Origin of the sequence: Novipirellula rosea (assembly GCF_039541335.1) — a bacterium.
Classification (GTDB): Bacteria; Planctomycetota; Planctomycetia; order Pirellulales; family Pirellulaceae; genus Novipirellula; species Novipirellula rosea.
On sequence record NZ_BAABGA010000064.1, the window covers coordinates 73,559 to 94,025 of the forward strand.

Annotated in this window: 12 protein-coding genes; 6 read left to right on the forward strand and 6 right to left on the reverse strand. The window is 55.8% G+C overall.

Annotated elements, in window-relative coordinates:
* The first annotated feature begins 86 nt into the window (after positions 1 to 86).
* Positions 87 to 965 carry a histidinol-phosphatase gene (locus tag ABD971_RS23200; protein WP_345326020.1) on the forward strand — a complete coding sequence of 293 codons (879 nt, stop codon included), beginning with the start codon at positions 87 to 89 and terminating at the stop codon, positions 963 to 965.
* 409 nt (positions 966 to 1,374) lie between these two features.
* Here ABD971_RS23200 and lipA read toward each other — a convergent pair whose 3' ends face one another.
* A complete protein-coding gene (gene lipA, locus ABD971_RS23205) occupies positions 1,375 to 2,295 on the reverse strand; it encodes a lipoyl synthase (protein WP_339938884.1) in 921 nt (306 codons plus the stop codon).
* Between the two features lie 201 nt (positions 2,296 to 2,496).
* Here lipA and smpB point away from each other — a divergent pair, with 201 nt between their 5' ends.
* The 3 genes from smpB (at position 2,497) to ABD971_RS23220 (ending at position 5,241) form a co-directional block, all read left to right on the forward strand.
* Entirely contained in the window at positions 2,497 to 3,000 is a 504-nt protein-coding gene (smpB, locus tag ABD971_RS23210) for an SsrA-binding protein SmpB (protein ID WP_339938886.1), read from the forward strand.
* 116 nt (positions 3,001 to 3,116) lie between these two features.
* Positions 3,117 to 3,809: an ABC transporter ATP-binding protein gene (locus tag ABD971_RS23215; protein ID WP_339938888.1), complete on the forward strand. Its 693-nt coding sequence runs from the start codon at positions 3,117 to 3,119 to the stop codon at positions 3,807 to 3,809.
* A gap of 67 nt (positions 3,810 to 3,876) precedes the next feature.
* On the forward strand, positions 3,877 to 5,241 hold the full coding sequence (locus tag ABD971_RS23220; protein WP_339938890.1) for an ABC transporter permease: 1,365 nt from the start codon (positions 3,877 to 3,879) through the stop codon (positions 5,239 to 5,241).
* 109 nt (positions 5,242 to 5,350) lie between these two features.
* On the opposite strand, the gene ABD971_RS23225 is transcribed toward ABD971_RS23220, so the two are convergent.
* Positions 5,351 to 11,341 carry an ATP-binding protein gene (locus tag ABD971_RS23225; protein ID WP_345326024.1) on the reverse strand — a complete coding sequence of 1,997 codons (5,991 nt, stop codon included), beginning with the start codon at positions 11,339 to 11,341 and terminating at the stop codon, positions 5,351 to 5,353.
* A 667-nt stretch (positions 11,342 to 12,008) separates the two neighbouring features.
* Here ABD971_RS23225 and ABD971_RS23230 point away from each other — a divergent pair.
* The gene (locus ABD971_RS23230; RefSeq protein WP_345326026.1) at positions 12,009 to 13,046 is read left to right on the forward strand and encodes a class I SAM-dependent methyltransferase; all 1,038 of its coding nucleotides are present in this window, start codon (positions 12,009 to 12,011) and stop codon (positions 13,044 to 13,046) included.
* A gap of 44 nt (positions 13,047 to 13,090) precedes the next feature.
* Here ABD971_RS23230 and ABD971_RS23235 read toward each other — a convergent pair whose 3' ends face one another.
* From ABD971_RS23235 to ABD971_RS23245, 3 genes are all read right to left on the reverse strand, one after another.
* Positions 13,091 to 14,422 (reverse strand): OmpP1/FadL family transporter, encoded by a 1,332-nt coding sequence (locus ABD971_RS23235; RefSeq protein WP_345326028.1) that lies wholly within the window; start codon positions 14,420 to 14,422, stop codon positions 13,091 to 13,093.
* Positions 14,423 to 14,589: 167 nt separating this feature from the next.
* The gene (locus tag ABD971_RS23240; RefSeq protein WP_339938896.1) at positions 14,590 to 15,687 is read right to left on the reverse strand and encodes a response regulator; all 1,098 of its coding nucleotides are present in this window, start codon (positions 15,685 to 15,687) and stop codon (positions 14,590 to 14,592) included.
* Between the two features lie 2 nt (positions 15,688 to 15,689).
* A complete protein-coding gene (locus ABD971_RS23245; RefSeq protein WP_339938898.1) occupies positions 15,690 to 16,079 on the reverse strand; it encodes an Hpt domain-containing protein in 390 nt (129 codons plus the stop codon).
* Positions 16,080 to 16,514: 435 nt separating this feature from the next.
* Here ABD971_RS23245 and ABD971_RS23250 point away from each other — a divergent pair, with 435 nt between their 5' ends.
* Positions 16,515 to 18,593, forward strand: a complete 2,079-nt coding sequence (locus tag ABD971_RS23250) for a YgiQ family radical SAM protein (RefSeq protein WP_345326031.1) — start codon at positions 16,515 to 16,517, stop codon at positions 18,591 to 18,593.
* 836 nt (positions 18,594 to 19,429) lie between these two features.
* Here the strand turns inward: ABD971_RS23250 and ABD971_RS23255 are convergent.
* Positions 19,430 to 20,458, reverse strand: a complete 1,029-nt coding sequence (locus tag ABD971_RS23255; protein WP_339943880.1) for an ATP-binding protein — start codon at positions 20,456 to 20,458, stop codon at positions 19,430 to 19,432.
* Positions 20,459 to 20,467 lie beyond the last annotated feature (9 nt).

Sequence of the window (20,467 nt, forward strand, 5' to 3'; positions counted from 1 at the left end):
TCGTCGTATGCGTCAAATTGTAGGCCAGGGTGCCCTTGTCACTTTCGGGGAGCGACAAGTATGGTTGAAATGAAGTTTGCCTAAAAATGGCGTCCGAGAACACCCACAATGGAAATCGACGAGTCGTGACAGAGCGAATTTTATTTGAATCCCACTCCCACACCCCTTTATGCATGCATGCCGACGGGATGCCAACGGAGTATGCCGAGGCGGCCTGGCAGCGTGGTCTGCGTGGGATCAACGTGACGTGCCACAACCCGATGCCCAATGGCTTTTCGGCACATGTCCGCATGCGAGAAGACCAGTTCGACGAATACGTTTCGCTGGTCGAGACAACGCGAAACGAGTGGGCAGGACGCGTCGAAGTCCGATTGGGGATGGAAGCCGACTATTTCGAGGGACACGAGAGCTACGTCGAAAAGCAGCTACAATCGGCCGATTTCCAATTTGTGCTCGGATCGGTCCATCCACAGATCGGCGAGTTTCGCGAGCGATACTGGAACAACGATCCGCTGGAATTCCAACGCACCTATTTTCGGCTCCTTGCTCAATCCGCCGAAACGGGGCTGTTTGATTCGTTGGCTCATCCCGATTTGGTCAAAAACGTGACCGCCGACGCTTGGGATCTGGACCTGATCATGGACGATATCCGCGCGGCGCTGGACCGCATCGCAGCGACTGGTGTGGCGATGGAGCTGAACACATCGGGGGTCAACAAAACCATCTCACAGATGAATCCGTGTCCCGAGATGCTGGTGGAAATGCGTCAGCGAAACATTCCAGTGACGATTGGTGCCGATGCGCATCAACCCGAACGCGTTGCCGACGGCTATGAAACCGCGATGGAATTGCTGCAGCAGTGTGGCTACGAAAACATCAGCCTGTTCGAAGCCCGCAATCGCTACGAGGTACCGATCATTGATGCCTTGACCAGCTTGCAGTCGGCCGAGTGCAAAACGTCGTAGGTCGCGTGCGGTTTTGGCTTTGAAAAATCATAACCCGAAGCGTCAGCGAGGGACTCTTGAACCAGCCCCGCCCCCTCGCTAATGCGTTGTGAAGTTGCGTTATTTGCTGTCGAGGAGCGACATATTTCGATAGCCTCGGACTTTAGTCCGAGGGATCTTCGCCAATATCCATCGAGTCCCAACGGGACGTTTCGTGACTTGATCGTTCGCCACAGAACGTCGCTCTGCGACGGGGTGCCAATTTCAGAACCGATAACCTTGGACTAAAGTTCAAGGCTATCCCATAAAGTGCCTCCAGCACAAAAACAGCAACTTCAAAACTCACCCGTCGGGTGAGGATTGCCAAGCAAACCCCCGAAACTCTTGGCGAGTTTCGCTTCGGTTAATTGATCGGTGGAGTTTCGCGAGCTCAAACAGCTGTTTCGGCCATGTCGCGGGCGTGATAGCTACTGCGAACGAATGGGCCGCTGGCGACTTTCTTGAATCCCATGCCCCGTGCGATCTCGCCCAATTCGTCGAATTCTTCTGGCGGAACGTAACGGACTACGGGCAGATACTTTTCGCCGGGCTGCAGGTATTGGCCGAGCGTCAAAAAGTCGACGTCATGTTCGCGAAGATCGGCCAACGCGTCGAGCAATTCAGCTCGCTCTTCGCCCAATCCCAACATCAAGCCACTCTTGGTACGAACGCTGGCGTCATATTTCTTGACATCCAGCATCATTTGTAGCGTCCAAGCATAGTCGCTCTTCGGTCCTCGCACGCGGCGGTACAACCGAGGCACGGTTTCCATGTTGTGGTTGAAAACGTCGGGACGGGCTTCGATCACGCGAGCCAGCGAAGGTTTGCAGTGAACGAAGTCGGGGGTCAGCACTTCGGTGGTCGCCCCGGTACGTTCTCGCACGGCGACGACGCAGCGGTAAAAGTGATCGGCCCCGCCATCGGGCAAATCGTCGCGGGTCACACTGGTGATCACGACATGCTTCAGCCCCAAGCGGGCCGCCGCTTCCGCCACACGCTCCGGTTCATCCGATTCAGGCAATTCCGGCGGTCGACCACGATGTACGGCACAGAATCCGCAGGGGCGTGTGCAAACGGCCCCCAAAATCATGAACGTCGCGGTTTGCTGGCTATAGCATTCCATCCGATTGGGACATTTTGCGTTGTCACAAACCGTTTCCAATTTCAATTCTTCCAACAATCCCGCCGTCATATGGTTGGAATTGCTGCGGGGAATCGGGCGTTTCAGCCAACGAGGCAGCCGCCCCGATGCACTGACTTCGGCACCTTCAGGAATTTCAGGGTCAGAGACGACAGGTAATCGAAATGCCATGGACGTAGGGGGATCGGTGGAACGAATGAACCAAATCGGGTTATCGTTCGCATTGTAGTAGACGACGGGCGATTGGTCACGCGAGGTGGGCACTACCGCAGTGCACAAAATCCCGTCGTTCTGTAGGAAAAGTGGATGTGCCCTGGATAATCGAAGCCCGGCTGCGCTAAGTCGCAGCTTGGCGGTACAATTCGCCTCGTTATGGCAAAAAACAAGAAAACGAAAAAAAAGGCTGCGGGTAAAAAATCCGAGCCAACGATGACCATTGTGACCGAGAATCGCAAAGCGAGACATCGCTACGAGATCCTCGATTCGGTGGAGTGTGGACTGATGCTGATCGGCAGCGAAGTGAAGTCGATGCGGGATGGCAAAATGTCGCTGGACGAAGCCTATATCCGCGTCAAAGACAACGAGCTGTGGCTGATTGGCAGCGACATTGCCCATTACAAGAACGCGGGGATGTGGAACCATGATCCCCGCCGTCCTCGCAAACTGCTTGTCCACCGCCGCGAATACGACAAGTTCGCTGGCCGGGCGCACGAGCGGGGACTGACCTTGATTGCACTGCGTGTCTATTTCAACTCGCGTGGCATCGCCAAATGTGTGATGGGATTGGTCAAAGGAAAGAAACTGCACGACAAACGCGAAACCCTCAAAAAGCGGGATAGCGATCGCGGTTTGCAACGGGCAATGCGACGCGGCTAGACCCTTTTGACTTTTGCTGCAGCTATCGTCGCGTTCGCGGTGGACCACGTTCCGGCGAACGCGACAACGGCTTGAACATGAATTTCAAAACCTGAAACATCCCCAACAATTCGACTATGTCTAACGTTGATACGACGCTGCGGATCTCGGATCTGACCAAGACTTTTGACCAACCCGGGGGTGGTCGATTGACGGTGCTGGATGTCCCCCAATTTGAAATCGCCGCGGGCGAACAGGTCGCCTTGATCGGTGAAAGTGGGGGCGGAAAAACCACGCTGCTGCATCTGATCGCAGGGTTATTGGTTCCCGACTCGGGGTCGATTCGAGTCGCGGGAACCGAACTGACGCGGCTCAGCGAACAAGGTCGCGATCGTTTTCGCGCCTCCACAATCGGCTACGTCTTCCAAACGTTCAATCTGTTGCCCGCGTTCACGGCAATTGAAAATGTGCGGCTGGGGATGACCTTTGGACATGGCAACACCGACTCGGGACGTGCCAAGGATTTGTTGGACCGGGTCGGGCTTGCTGATCGTGCCCATTATCGCCCCAGCCAATTGAGTGTCGGGCAACAACAGCGTGTCGCGATCGCTCGATCATTGGCGGGGAAACCGCGACTACTGCTGTGTGATGAACCGACCGCAAACGTGGACCCCGTCAGCGCGGAAAACGTATTGGATTTGATTCGCACCTCCTGCAGCGAGGAAAACATTGCGATGTTGATGGTCACCCACAGCATGCACGTGGCCGAGCGTTTTGATCGGATCGACAAGCTCGAAGAGATCAACCGAGCTTTTGCCAATAGCCAATAGTCCTGTCGCCCATTGTTCGCTAGCCCGCCGCACGCACTCGAGATCCACTGAAAGAACCCTCAGACGCATGTCCTTGATTCAAATTGCCTGGCGTAATTTCTGCCATCGTTCCTTGTCCAGTGCCCTCACGACGCTGTCGTTAGCGTTGGGGGTTGGGTTAGTGGTGTTGGTGTTGTCCATTTTTGGCATCATCAGCGAAGCGTTCACTCGCAACGCATCCGTCGGCTACAACTTAGTCGTTGGGCCGAAAGGCAGTGCGTTGCAATTGACGCTGAACAGTGTTTATTACTTGAGCCAACCGATCGAGAACCTGCCTTTTACCGAGTACATGGAGTTTTTCGGTCAAGCCGAACGGGCCGAGATGGTGCGTGACTATGGTGGCGATCCGGCGCTGGGTGAACGCGATGGCATCTACGCCGGCTACATGGCGGGCGGCTATGCGATTCCACTGGCGTTGGGCGATTACTACGGCGAATTTCGCGTCGTTGGCACCACGCCCGAGTTCTTTGAAAAACTACGGCATGGCCCCGACGTCGACGAACCCTTTTCGTTCTCCGAAGGCCGGGCGCTACAGGAATTCAGTGCCGAAAACGGCTACTTCGAAGCGGTGCTCGGTTCGCGTGTCGCTGCCGAAATGGGCAAACACGCAGGCGAGGAATTCTTCCCCACCCATGGCGATCCCGAGGGCGAAGGTCACGGGCAAGGATTCAAAATTGTCGGCATCCTCGATCCCACGGGAACGCCTAACGACCGCGCGGCGTTTGTGAATCTCGAAGGCTTCTACTTGCTCGACAACCACGCCAAACCACTCAAGGGAGACGAAATCATCGAGGAACCTGCGGATTGGCAACAGCGTGACCCCGAGCACAAACCGCTGGTGATTCCGCAACGCGAAGTGACTTCGATTTTGATTCGCAATGGTAATCTAATGTTTGCACCAGGGATGCAAAACACGATCAACGAAGGACTACAATCACAAGCGGCAGCCCCCGTCGGTGAGATCGCCAAGTTGATGTCAGCGATCGTCGGGCCGCTACTCAAAGCGTTGCTGGCGATCACCTTGATCACCTGCGTCGTGGCAGCGGTGGGCGTGTTGGTGGCGATCTATAACTCGATGAACGACCGTCGTCGCGACATCGCGGTGATGCGGGCGCTGGGGGCACGCCGCGAAACCGTGACCGTCATTATCCTGGCCGAAAGTTTGATCATCGCGTTAGTCGGTGGAGTGCTTGGATGGTTCCTCGCGCACTTTGCAATCTGGAGTTCGAGCGGTTACATCGAAGCACAAACAGGGGTGCGAGTTGGCCTGTTCACCACCAGCACTTACGAGATTGCGGTATTGCCGCTGGTGATTGCGTTGGCTCTGTTTGCCGGATTCTTGCCGGCGTGGAGTGCGTATCGCACGGACGTCGGATCGAATTTGTCGGCATAACGATCGTTTTCGCGGGCGCTCTGTGACTCCGATGACGAGTGCTTATTGCAGTTGCGTTGCATTTCCGCGACCTCTGCCGAGCTTTAACTTGGCAGAGGTGACGGGACAATTAGCAATCGACGATCGCCGTGGCACCGTGACGCTCGATCATCTCGAACAGCGTCTCGGGCTGGATCGGTTTAGCAAGGTAGCCGTTCATCCCGGCGGCCTCGCAGGCTTCCCAAATCTGATCGTCGCTGTGGGCTGTCATCGCGATAATGGGAAGATTCTTACACGCTTCACTTGACTGCTCTCGAATCAATTTAGTCGCATCGATTCCGTCCATACGTGGCATGTCGACATCCATCAAACAGATATCAAAGGCGTTACGTTTTGCCAACTCAACGGCTTCCACTCCGTCGCTCGCCACGATGACCTCGTAGCCTTTCATCTCCAAAATCCCCATGATCACTTCCTGATTGATCACGCCATCTTCGGCGACCAGAATACGCGTCGCCGAAGCGGACGGATCGTCGCCCTGCGGTACTGGCGGTTGGGCTGGAGAATCGTTCAGCCGGGAAGACGAAAGATGATTGAGCACATTGGGTTTCCGCCGCATTGAATGAGCTTCGGCCTCGTTCAGCGGATCCTGCTCCTTTGACGACAGTCGCTGCGTGCTCGATTCCGCATCCTCCGGAGTCGTCCAGCGAACCTCGGGATCACGACGCAACAGTGCGGTGGTCGTGGCGAGCAGATCGCTCGCAAGCACGGGTTTTCGCAATTCCGCCGACCACTCACCACGTTGAACATCCAGCGTCACATGGGCAGGCAAAAGGAACAAGCACGGGATGTTCAGCTCAGCACATCGATTGGCAAGGCTTTCGATCTTATCACAACCGAAGATGACCAAGTCCCAAGTGTGATCAAAGAAACTTGCATCAAATTGCCATTCGCCGAACTCGGAACGACACGGCCACACTTGGACATTTGCACCGATCGAGCCGAGCGCCGACTCGATCGCTCGTGCCGATGCATCCAGAGGCTCGATGATCGCAACGCGAGGATTGCCGAGCACGGGGCACGGTTGCATGTGCGGTTGCTCGTCGGCGAGTTCCAACGGCAACAAGACATTGAATGTACTTCCGATACCGACAACGCTCTGCAATTCGATCGTGCCTTGCATTCGTTCGGCGAGCTCACGACAAATGGCCAACCCAAGTCCGGTACCGCCATATCGCCGCGTCGTGCTGCTGTCGGCCTGCGAGAACGATTCGAACACTTTGCCCTGTTGTTCCAACGGAATTCCAATACCACTGTCTTGGACTTCGATCGACAACTGGTCCACACCATCATCAACACTCAACGCCGTGATGGTCAGCGAGATATAGCCTTGTTCGGTAAACTTGATCGCGTTACCAATCAAATTCATGATAATTTGACGCAGACGAGCGGGGTCTCCGAGAATCGCTTTGGGCAGCAGTGGATCAACATCACACACCAACTCGACCCCTTTCTGCCAAGCGGACGCGGCCATCAAACGACTGACCTCGCCGGCCAAACGCTCGAAATCCATCGGAATCCGTTCCAAATCCATCTTGTTGGCTTCCAGTTTCGAGAAGTCGAGCAAGTCGTTGATCAACGTTAGCAGCGACTGGCCACTCTCTTCGACGGTTTCCAGGTATCCGGTTTGCCTTGGATCGCTGGATGCACCACGAGCCAACCGAGTCATGCCGAGAATACCGTTAAGTGGCGTCCGAATTTCGTGGCTAATCGTGGCCAAAAACCGGCTTTTTGCTTCGTTTGCGGTGTTGGCTTGTGCGATGGCGCGTCGCAACTGTTCTTCGGTCGCACGAAGCTGTTCGTTGCTATTGGAAAGTTGACCGGCACGATCTTCGGCGGCCTTAGTTCGTTCCAACACGCGTTGTTCGAGCGTATCGTTCATCTGTTGCAGACGCAGGAATCCGTCGGCATTTTCCAGTGCAGCACCGGCCAACGTGGTAACGAAGTCCGCAATCCGCCGCTCGTCCGCCCCAAACAAATCTTTTAATTCGAGGTGAGTGACCAAGATCACGGCGACCGGATCTCCACGAAACGCGATCGGGGCAGCAATTGCACTTCCACTGCCTCCGCCGACATTGCTCGCATCGTAATCCAAGCAAACAGCTTGATTGGTTTGCACGGCCATCCGAATCAATTTCTCGTTTGCCTCGGTTCGTCGCAAACACGCAGGTTCACAATCCTTGCCGTTCCAAGGTTTGAAAACCAGTTGGCTTAGGTTTTGATGGATCGTGACAACATCGACATGTTGGCCACGCAACAAACGACGTGCCGACTCGCTGGCTTCGGCATATACCAAATCTGCCGAGAGTGCTTGGGCGATCCGACGGCCTGATTTCAAGACCGTGACGAAGCGATCCGCCAACGACAAGTTCGTCGATGTTAATCCGGAAACCTTCGCCTCATCGCTGCCGGAAGGATAAAGTTGCTTGAGCTTGGCAAGTCGCAACGAGAGCGATTCGGGAAACGTTCCAAAATAGTCCGCTTCGCTTTCGTACAACGCTTGCAGCAACTGCAACGAGTCACGTTCTTCGACCGCTTGCGACAACCGCACGGCGGCTTTCAGACTGGACCGAAGTTGGCTCGCCGCGCGACGGACGTTGCCCCGCATCAGATGGCAGATGGCGATTTCACGGCGAACTTGGGCAAGATCGGCGGGAAATCCTCGTGCCAAGGTCGCTGCTTTGTGCAACGCCGAACGCGTCCGTCGCAATTGTTTGCGGAAGCGACGGCCATCACGACGATCAATCAATTCGAGTTGGCGACGCATCGCGGTGCCCAACCACACATAGCAGGGACAGATGTACGTATTGAGGTGTCCTGCTTGTTCACAGCGTTTAATCGCATCCTGCAATACCACCACCGCCTCATCGACTCGGTTGTGATGCAACAGCATCACGGCAAATGCGAGCTGCGTTTGTGCGTGACTTTGCGCGTCGGGCCGCGACCGCGCAGCCTCTTCCAAGACAAGCGACAACGAAAGCGTTTGCGGTGTGGTACGCGCCCAGACATCCAGACTGATTCCGGTCGCTTGTCGGTCGCCGATTTGACGGCCCGATTCAAACATTTGCGAAGCCATTTCGGCCGCTTCGGCATAACGCCCGATGCGATAATACGCGTTGGCCGCTTGATAGCGAGCCATGTTCATTTCCCAAACATCACCGGTTTGCCGCAATAGATCGACCGCACGTTTACTCGTCGCGATGGCGTCATCGAAACGACACTCGGCCAACATCACGACACAATGATAGTGATGCGTTTGCCCCTGTCCCCACACATCGTTTAGCGAGGTGCGAATCGCCAATGAACGCTCGGCGTATCGGTTGGCGCGTTTGAACCACCGCAGCAAACTCATCACCGGTCCATGTTCGCTGTAAAACGCAGCAAGAGTCCCCGAGGGTACAAACCGCTCGGCTTCGTTCAACGAACGCAAGTGATTCCCCAGCGTCCACAGCGTGTGGCGACTGAACCAATAGACGCGTGAAAGACGGCTGAGCAATTCGAGTCGCAAGCAGTCAATTTCGGACAACGATGCATTGCGAGCGATCCAGCGGGCGGGCAAGAAGCTATGGATGACTTGGAAGAAGATCTGGGCGACAAGGCCGCAAAACATCGTAAAAAAGTTCCCCGGAACTCGGATCCCGGTCACCGCCAACGCTTGTTCATATTGGGCAGCGGCCTCGTTAAAGCGGCCGCGTTTGAACGCCACCTCGCCGATCTGCTGTTGGATCCGGGCGCGTTCCAAGGGCGTATCGGCCAATTCCAACGCATCGTACAAATGGTCCGCTGCTTGGTTATAGCGACCGGCAAGCAGATGAATCGTCCCGAGTCCCTCAAAGATCTCGAGTCCCGTTTCTCGATCGTCACTGGAAAACCAGCGTTTAGCGATCTCGAGCTGATCTTGAGCCACCGACAACGAAAATCGTTGACGTGCCGCTCGAGCCGCCTGGAGTGATGTCGTGAGCGCGAGCTCGCCTTCCCCCGCGGCATCATAATGGAACGCTAAATCGTACAGATTCTCGGGATCATGTTGACACAGATAGGCCACCGTTTGCTTGTGGATGCCGCGGTGTTCGACCGGATCAAGATGCTTGCGAAGCTGTTGATGGATCGGATCGTTGGCGAAACAAAACCATCCGGGCCGCGTTTCACGCCACAAAATGCGTCGTCCCAACGCCTCGTTGACGACCTGCAGCACGTCCGCGTAGGGGACTCCGGTCACCGCGGTCAACATGTCCAAGTGGAATTGTTGGCCGATCACGGCGGCGGAGGAAAGGATTCGTAGCGAGTGATGCGATAACGCGTTGACTTGTCGGTCCAACAATTCCGCAAACGATTCGTCGCCCCGCAACGCTTCGATCAACTGGCCGCTGGATACCCAGCCATCCTCGGAAAGGGTTACGACTTTCGTATCAATCATGCGTCGCAACAGTGCTGATGCCATGGTCACACTGCCATCAGCAACATCGATGATCGAGCTCTTGATCGATTCGGAGATTTTGCCCGCAGTCGATTCGAGATGCAATTCCAACGCTTCGGCGGATAGACGGCCGAGTCGAATCGGGGCGCCACCGGGTGTCATGCTTAAGGATTCAGGCGAGTTGCCGGTGACGACACACAACATGCGATGTCCCGGTGCCAACGCGACCTGGTCCATGATCGTACGGATCACAGTGCGGCTGAGGTCATCGGCAATATCGAGGTCATCAAACAGCAGCACCACACCGCTCGGTTCTTTGGCCAGCGCAGCAAACACCTCGGCCAATGCAATCGCCGCTCGCTGGCTGCCGTAAGCTTCCGGTCCAGTATGGTCCGCTGAACTTGGCCACAGCGGGGCAAGGCCCGGCCACAACTCACGCAGCGTGGCGGCATGATTCTTGGTACTGGCGGCAAGCCGAGCCGCGAGTTCGGGCTGTTTTTGACAGAGCAGTTCGATGGCCGACAGCACCGTATCAAGCGACTGTAGCGGTTTAGGGTTGGTCGACGAACTCGCCCCGCCACGAAACACAAACAATCCTTCCGCTTTTGCCCGCAGCAGCAGCTCGTCGGCAAACACGCGGCGATGGCTGGTTTCCGCCCCCGTAACCACATGTAACTGGGCGTGACCTTCCGGTAACGCCAGCATCGATTTTTGGATCGTTTCCAGCTCGGCGTCGCGGCCGACCAAAGAGGCTTCGGCCAATTCGGGACGAATGTCACGCGTCCCAATCGCAAACGTTTTTGTTGCTACTGGCGACGCTTGTCGCTCGGCGATCGACTGCAAGTCGTAAAGCAATGCCGATGCGGTCTCGTAACGATCCCGAGGATCGCGGCGTAACAAACGGACGACCAAGTCATCGAGTGCCGCTGGCACTCGCAATCCGAGTTCACGTAGCCGCGGCGGCTCGAGACAAAGTTGATGATCAAAGAAGTCGCTCGCATTGGCGGCTTCGATCGGGGCTCGGGCCGACAGCATGCTAAAGACGATCGCGCCCACCGAATACAAATCCGAGGCGGGACAGACCATCCGCGGCAGCAAGCCACTCGATTCAGGCGAAATGAACACAAGATCCTCTACCGGAAAGGCGAGGATGTCTTGCTGTGCGTGAACGTTTAACACCGAAACGTCACGCAGTTCCACCTGATTATGTGAATCACGAAAAACGTTCTGTGGGCTGAGCCAGCCGTGCACCCGCGACATGCGGTGCCAATCTTGTAGACACGCCGTTAACGAGATGGCGGTCTTGAGTGTGTCTTGCAGGTCAAACGGATGCCCTAGGAGATGCTGTTTCAAGGGAGTGCCGCGAGGCACATCAGTGACGCGGGTCAAGCGACGCGAATGATCGTGAAATTCTCGCTGCTTTAGACTCCCGAGCGGCTGCTCACGAACATTGTTCTGCCACTCCAAACGAAGTGATGCAAACCGCTCGGCAGTGGTTTCCTTGGCATCAATCCATTCGGCCAAATAGATGTCGCCCAACGCGTACGACTGCACACGACAACTTTTCACGGATCCGTGATCCTCTACGGCTTGGATCGCCGCATAGTCGCTTAATTCGGGCAGAGGAATCGGAACAGTGATCATGGATGTGATGTCGGTTGAGACGTAGCCGGACAATGCCGAACTTGATGACGACAAGGTTTGTAACGGTCGCCCTGAAAAGGAAGGGGGTGATCGTCGTGTAAAAGCAAAACAGTAAGTAAGCAGCAATGCCTAGGAACGGCTGCGGACAAACGCACCCAAACAATGGGCTTCGGATGAAACCGTTTGCGAAACAAATGCGGGTGTTTGCGCCGCGTCCTGCCGAAGCCTAGATCACAAATTGAGTTCAAGCGGTCTTTACAGCAGAAATAGAACTTTTTTTCAGCATAATTCGCAGGGCCACCGACCCCTGCTGCAGCAGGTGTCCGAGCCGTGCCAACGCGCATCGGAGGCGCAAGAATGCGCTGACCCGCAAGGCTTGTTCTGACGGTCATAGCGGTTAGTCAATAGAGTTGTTTGCAAGGAAAAGCCGCTACAAATTCATGTTTGCGCGACGCGCAAACCAGCTTTCCTGGACGCTACAACCGGAACGTGCCCCTTTTTCACGCGAGCTGCGAACAACTCCTTGCATCAGCTTGACAGTTTCCGCAGCTATGGAATATTGCTCGCAACCTGTTGGCGACACGAGTATGTTTTGAACCTGCAGGGTTTAAACCACTACATCTTTTCGCTGGCTATTCTCATTTTTCTTCGTAGGGGCAAACGCATCATGAACGTGATGTCACAGGATTTCCGCAGACGTGTCCGACCGTCGGACGTAATACACTCAACACAAACCAAGAGCGAGACGCCACCGTCTCCGGCAAAAAACAGCGCCGCTTATCTCAAGACCTTATTGGATCATGTGAACTCGGTGTTGGCTTCGCCCGCATCGGACAGCGACGCGATTGAAGACGCCGTGGACGTTTTGTTCCACGAACTGCGTGACATCCGCCACGAATCGTCCAAAGACCAATGGGCCGAATTCATCAAAGAGGGGCGAGCCCATCCCGTTTGCCAATTGGTTCATCAAGATCCGTTCACCTCGCGAGCGTTCAATAAACCGCGTGGCTATGCGGGTGACGCGGTGATGATGGATTACATCTACGGTCGCGAAGAGGATTGGCAGCGCCCGGCAGCGAGCCATGTCGGTTCAGCCGTGTTTAATTACACCACCGCGGCCCCAGCATCCGCTGGCGTGCGTGAACGACGCTGTTATGTTGCGGAACTGCTGGACAAAATGGCTCGCCAAAAAAGTGGGCAAGAGGTCTTGGCCGTCGCGGCGGGACATCTTCGCGAAGCAAGTTTGTCGGTGGCCGTCCGTCGCAACCGCTTCGACCGGTTTGTCGCCATGGACGCCGATGCCGAGAGTCTCGAAGAAATCCAGACTCGCTATGGACGTTACGGAATCGATCCCGTGACCGCCAACATTCGCCAAATGCTAACCGGGAATCTCGATCTCGGCTCGTTTGATTTGATCTACACAACGGGACTGTACGACTATTTGGCCGATTCGACCGCGATGCGATTGACCGCAAATCTGTTCGATTGTGTCCGCCCCGGTGGCAAGTTGGTGATTGCGAACTTCTTGCCTGAGATCCGCGACGTTGGCTACATGGAAATGTTCATGGATTGGCATCTCATTTACCGCAGCCGCGGTGACATGTTGAAATTGGCCGACAAAATCGTCCAATCCACGGTCGAAGAGATCCGCGTGGTCGCCGAAGTCAACGAGAACGTCGTGGTCATGGAAATGACGAAACGATAATCGTGCTGCGGCAACCCTAATGCCCGCGAAGAGAATCGACGTGATCAGAATCGACGCATCGCACTGACAAACACCATGTGCGTTTGCGTCGAGACGGTGGCATTGGAAAAATCATCACCGGGATAAGCACTTGTCCCGGTGTGCACGTCCGGTGCAAAGGCGAATTGATACGCCGTGTCGATCTCCCATCCGCTGTGCTTGAATCCATAGCCCGCCGAAAAGTGATGCTGCAACGTGGTCTGCAGATAGGTTGATGTCGTTGCCGCGGGAATGGGATTGTCTTGATAACGATATCCCAAGCGGACGGTTCGATGATCATCAAGATCGCGTTCGTATCCCGTGCTGACGATCAATGCGTCTTTCCATCGCAAGGGAAAGACCTCGTCAATCTTCGGGCCTGCGACAGTCCTGAAAACAGGATTGGTTGGATTGGTAAAGACAAGGTTCGCGTTGTCATAGGCGCTAGACCAATCTTCCCATTCGAAATCCAACCCGATCCGCTGACAGGAATCGACTTGGTGCATGATCCCAACGCCCACCGATCGCGCCCAGGTCAAGCCAAACTCGACGTCATAATAGCTCCGCCCTAGTGGCGTGATGTCGACCGCTGCTTTGCCATCCGATTTAAATTCATTTTCGCTTTGATAATGAACACCGATCGTGGTGCGATCACTCACAGCGTACTGGGTTCCGCAGGACCAAGAGAGGGCTGCCCCGGTGGCCTGGATATCCAACATGGTCGGGGTGCCGCGGAGTGGTCCCGAATTCAAGTAATACGGTCCTTCGATTTCAACGTGGCTTACCGCCGTGCCAAGCGTAGCCCCGACGGTCCAGCGATCGGTCATACGAACCGAGATTCCAGGCAAGATGCGAACCAGCGCACCAAAGGATTTGTAGGTGTGAGTCCCGGGCAGCGTCGCGGGGCCTTGCAAATCGTAGTCCGATGCAAAGCCGGCAGGAGCAAACGCACCAAAGCCCAGCACGATGTCTTCGTTCCAGCGGCGGGCCATCATGAAATAGCCAAGTCCAGTAGGATTGTCTGCCGCGTCGGTGGTGGGGTTGTCGTCGTCAGAGTAGGACAAGTCGGTAAACAGTCCGGCGCCACCGATATCGATGTACGAATCGCTGCAACGGCAATCGCTGCATCCGCAATCGCCGAAGAGACCTTGCATGCCGGCGGCGTTGTCATGCAGCAGTACGCCATTGTCGCCAAAGCCGAGATTGGTTCCGCCACGTCCCGCTTCGCGTGCGGACAAGGCGTTACTAATTGTCCCTGCGGCGTACGCGGGAGTCGCAAGGAGTGCGACCGTCAATGTGATTGCCAACCACTTTATTGGCGAATGATCTCGCCCCGCACGCAGATTTAGAACCTTCACCTCGATGCCCCCATCGTCCTTGATTATTTCAGCCCCATCAATTGACGCGCGGCGGTTCTGCTACGCACAACGACTATTGGGATTCAATCGGTCGGTGGGGTTGTTCGGGCTAGCATGAATCGAAGTAATAATCCGATTCGGTGGCTCGTCATTGTGGGTGGGTGGGATTAGTTAATCTGTAACGCCCACGATGGAGTTGACGGAGTTCTTAGCAACGGCAGAAACTCGGAATCTTCGGTTTCCAGCGCATCATTGAGATTTTCTTTGATCTTGGCAAACTCGTCCTCGAGCTTCAGGAACGCGGTGACCATATCGGGATCAAAATGTGACCCCGAACCTTCCTTGATCACCTCGACCGCCTTGTCATGGGAAAACGCCGGCTTGTAAACGCGTTCGCTGGTCAACGCGTCATAAACATCCGCGACGGCCACGATACGTCCACAAAGCGGGATCGTCTCGCCCGCCAGACCGTTCGGATAACCGGTTCCGTCCCAGCGTTCGTGATGCGTCATCGCGATTTCATAAGCCATATGCAACACGGTCGATTCGGGATGAGCGTCCACGACCGAGCGGAGCGTGTCGCCGCCAATCTTTGCATGCTGAGTCATGACCGCAAATTCTTCGGCCGTCAACTTTCCCGGTTTAAGCAGAATGCGGTCGGGAATGCCGACCTTGCCGATGTCGTGCAGCGGACTGGTTTCGTAAATCGATTGGATATAGATCCCGTCAATCGTCTCTTGAAATTTGGGCCATGTCGAAAGCTCGACGCACAGCAATCGACAATATTCGCGGATTCGTTCCAGGTGGCTGCCGGTTTCGTTGTCGCGGCTGTCGGCCAACTTGGCGAGCGCAAAAATCATTAACTCGCGGCTTTCCTGCAGCAAAAGTCGCTCGCCTGCGCGAATTCGCATCAACATCTCGCTGGGGCTGAACGGTTTGGCAATGTAATCGTCGGCGCCGGCATCAAGCCCCTCAACGACGCTTTCGGTGTCGCAGCGTCCGGTTAACAAAATGACATACGTGTAGTCGCACGAATTGCGTCGGCGGATCTCGCGACACAGATCGATGCCATTCATATGCGGCATTTCGACATCCGAAATGACCATTCGATATTTGCCGGTGCGAACGTAGCGCAGCGCCTCGACCCCATCCGCCGCAACGGCGGTGGAGTATCCGAAATACGAGAGTGCATGACGCAGCGTTTCCGCGGCGATCGGATCATCATCAACGACCAAGATATGAGTCGTCTTACTAGTTATTTTCATGGTCATTTCTGCTCTCCACGATCCGAAGGAACGCTCACTGAGAACTCATCATTCAAAAACTCTCGGACCTCGCAATGCAGCGAACGCAGTTCATCCACCATGGCGAGTAACTCGGAGGTTTCATCACAATGAGCCCGTGTTTCGAGCGCGGCGGCCACTTGAGCCACGCGGGCGGACGCCATCGTTTGAGCGGTTCCTTTATGCCGATGGGCTAGCGAGGCGAGTGAACTTTTGTCCCCCATCCGCACTGTGGATTCGATCAGGTCGCATTCGTTTCGCGACGTCTCAACAAACCGACAAAGCATCCGTTTCGCCATCTCTGCACTTCCCATCATTCGCTGAATTAATTGCTCGCGATCGATAATCGGCATGGATGGTTCGGTAGTGGTCATCAGAACACTCAAATTACAAACGAGTTCAGTCATCGGATTCCCGATGTCTACACGGTGCCCCACCGTGTCAAGCAAACGCTAGCTTCCGCTTTAGCCCCATTGCCCCTTTTTCACTCATTTATTCGGTGAACCGAACCAATGCCCCCATCCCCCCCCACGGCTTAGTCGCCTTAACCGGCATAAATGGACTCATCCAGCGCGGATCGTTGCCCCCCCGACGAGCGTTTAGCCTCGCCATCCGCTCTTTTGTGATGCCCCGTCTCGCGCTTTCGCGACGCCCCGTCGAGCTCTTTCACGACGACTCGTCGAGCGGATCACAGATTATCGCTATCGGATTGGGGGTTTCGCCTTACAATGGGTGCGCCGTCGCGAATTCTCATCGGCCCTCGAGCCTCGCTCGCAAATAAACCCGCACTCTAATAAACCAGTTTTTTGATGCAGTTACCGGTTATTGATCCTTCCAGCAGTAATTCGCCCGCTCCTGCGATGCCACGCGACTACTTGTCCGATTTGGCTGCGGGAGGCCGCGCCCCGACGGGCCCAGTGGCCGCTCGCCCGTTGCCGATGAGCATGGAGGAGGCTCGCCAGCGTGGTTGGGACGAGCTCGATATCGTGTTTGTCACCGGCGATGCCTACATTGATCACCCCAGCTTTGCGATGGCGATTCTTGGCCGGACGCTTGAAGCGGCCGGTTTCCGCGTCGGCATTGTCAGCCAACCCGATTGGCGATCGTGTGATCCATGGAAAACGTTCGGCCGTCCACGTTTGTTCTTTGGCATCAGCGCCGGCAACATGGACTCGATGATCAACCACTACACCGCCAATAAAAAGGTCCGTAACGACGACGCCTATTCGCCGGGCGGAAAGATCGGCTTGCGGCCCGACCGAGCCACGCTTTCGTATTGCCAACGGGCACGCGAAGCCTACAAGGGTGTCCCCGTGATCGCCGGCGGTGTCGAAGCCTCGCTGCGACGCTTGGCTCACTACGACTACTGGAGTGATAAAGTCAAACGCTCGATCTTGTTGGACAGCAAAGCTGACCTGGTCGCTTTTGGGATGGGCGAGAACGCGATCGTCGAGATCGCCCAGCGACTCGAAGCAGGCGAGGACGTTAAAGCGCTCCGCGACATGCTTGGCGTCGCTTATGTGCTCGGGGCATCCGAGTCCGACGCGATTCCCGAGGACGCCTTGACCCTGCCCAGCTTTGACGAGGTCACTCGCGACAAAGTAGCGTTCGCCGAAGCGACTCGTATCATTCACAACGAAACCAATCCGTACAACGCACGACGGTTGGTGCAAAACCATGGCACCCAAACCGTGGTCTGTAACATTCCACAACCGCCGATTTCCGAAGCGGCGATGGACCAGATCTACGGGCTACCCTACACCCGGCGTCCTCACCCGAGTTACAAGGAACCGATTCCCGCGTACGAGATGATCAAGAACTCGGTCACGATCATGCGTGGTTGTTTCGGGGGTTGCACGTTCTGTTCGATTACGGCGCATCAAGGCCGGATCATCCAGTCTCGCAGTAAAGAATCGATCCTTGGCGAGATCTCGAAAATGACCAAGGACAAATCGTTCAAGGGAGTGGTCAGCGACATCGGTGGTCCGACCGCGAACATGTACCAGATGAACTGCACTAAACCCGAGGTCGAAGCGGTTTGTCGTCGCCAATCGTGTGTGCATCCCAAGATCTGCAAACTGTTGGGCGTGGACCATACGCCGGTGATTGAACTGATGCGAGAATCGCGAAATCTGCCAGGCATCAAGAAGGTGCTTGTCGCCAGCGGTATTCGGATGGACTTGGCGCGTACATCGCCCGAGTACTTGAAGGAATTGACGGCGCATCACGTGGGCGGCAAGCTGAAAGTGGCACCGGAGCATGTTGACGCTGGCGTGCTGAACAAGATGCGGAAACCGAAGAACGACGACTTTGAACATTTCACCGACATCTTCAAAGAAGAGTCGCAACGAGTTGGCAAGAAGCAATTCATTGTCCCTTATTTCATCGCATCGCACCCCGGCAGCGATGTGCGAGCGATGATCGAGTTGGCGTTGTTCTTAAAACGCAATGGCTACAAGCCGGATGCGGTGCAAGACTTTATCCCCGCGCCGCTGGATATTGCCACCACGATGTATTACACCGAGCTTGACCCGTTTACGAAGAAACCGGTCTACATTGCCAAGGCAATGAAAGAGCGGAAGATGCAGCGGGCATTGATGCAATTTTTCAAACCAGAGAATTATTTCGAAGTCCGCGAGGCACTGCGTTCGGTCGGCCGCACCGATTTGATCGGTGACGGTTGTGATGGATTGATCCCGTCGAAGCCACCTCAAGAAGCGATCCGAGCGCGACGTCAAGACGCGAACAAACGGTTCCGTGGCGACTACGTGCACACGATTGCCAAAGCGGATGCGAAGGGCAGCGGCGAACAGAAGAAGGGCAGCAAAAAGCAACGCCGCGACCGCAAAAGCACCGGCTATCGCCCCGACCGCCGCGGCGCAAATTAACCGCCTCCCGTTGTGGATCTTGCTAAAGATCCCTCCTATCCAATGCCAAAGCGGATCTTGCCAAAAATCCCTCGCCCAATCGTCACTTCGGCACGTCGAGGCAATTTTAACGCGGCGACCGAACGTAGTCCCGCAGGGACGGCTGGCTTTAGCCATGGGCGTGAGCAAAAAACGATCGCAAAGCCCCGAACGGGCGACAGGAATGGGTTTCGCAACGGTTCCTGCCGTCTCTTCGAGACTCATGGCGCGGGATTGATTCTTGGTCCATGGGCTGACGCCCATGGCTACATCTTGTCGCCACTTCGTGGCTTTTCGAACGCTGCAACCGTACATAGTCCCGCAGGGACGACAGGCTTTAGCCATGGGCGTGAGCCCATGGATGCGTGAGCGAACACGATCGCAAATCCCCGAAGGGGCGACAGGAATGGGTTTCGCAACGGTTCCTGCCGTCCCTTCGGGACTCATGGCGCGGGATTGATTCGTGGTCCATAGGCTGACGCCCATGGCTACATCATTTCGCCACTTTGTGGCTGGGTGCGATGGAATCATCGAACGATCTCACGCTTCAAAACGTGCAGCGTGTCGAACTCAGGGACTAAAGATCGCGTTGCATGTCGGTACGTCATCGCTTCCGTTCGGCTTGTCCGGGCGGAGCGGGCAAGCGACATCAACGGGCAATATTGACGCCACGAGGCCCTCCCCGGAAGTCTCGCGGAAGGCTCGATTTCCGACCCTCCCGGCGTTACTGGGCGGGTGAAGCGTTGCCGATACAACCAAACGCAAAGTTAATTCACACCACCGTTCGCGAGTGAAGTGGCGATGGGGCGATCGAAACTCTACAGATCGAAGTCGTCCAACGAGTCGATCAGGCGGTCGAGTTGGTCTTTGGGTTTGGCGGCGTGCTGCTGTTGCCGTTTGAGCAGTTGGTCGTCGATGCCAACGGTGTCGCGGCCTGCTAACAACAACTGTTCGTCGCGTTCGCGGGCCGCGGTTGCAATCGGATCGTCGCTGCCGGCCGGGGCGCCAAACAATTGCGACAAGTCAATCTTGAATCCCTCGTCCCCTTCGACTTCGGCACCCGCGATCGCGGGCGCTTTGTGCTGCGGGAAAATGATCGCGTTCTCGGGACAGACCCGACTGCACGCCGGACACCCTTTGCGACAATTGTCGGGCTGTTCCACCAAAATGGTCTCGGCAGCATCGACGCCATAAACCCCAAACAAACAAAAGTCGACACACTCCATGCAGTTCGTGCAGCGGCTGAAGTCGATCACGGGATACCATCGTCGCGAAGTCTGCTCTTCGACCTCGACCAATTTCCCACCGATGATCGGCAAACTTCGTGGCGACGTTTCGTCGTCAATCTGCTGACCGAGAATCCGCTTCAGCTCGTTGAGATACGGTTCCGCATCGCCAGCGATTTTCAAGTCGATGCAGTGAATCTTGCGGTCCGGCCGCGGATACAACGTCGCGACTCGGTCGACAGCGTCGTCCCCGTCCTCGGCATCACTCGCTTGCCCGTTAACGGGTTCTTCGGCTTCGTCATCCGACTCGTCCGCATTCGCCTCGCCCATCTCCGTTTCGACTAATTGGCCGCGGACGCCATTGCGGTCCAGAACCCAATGGGCGGCCCGGGAATAGATCCACGAAAAGACGATCAAGTCGCCCTCGACCTGAGACAACTGCTGATACGACTCGCTCGTTTTGGGCAAGTCGTACAAATGGGGAACCACCAACACGTCGACGCCGTCGATTTTCGCAGCGGCGTCAGCGAGCTGTTGTTCGATCGCCCGCTTCTGCGGGTTCCGCGATTGACCTCGCGAGACAACAACGGTGTATGCGGCTCTTTCGATCGCTGAAATCATTGTGGTTTC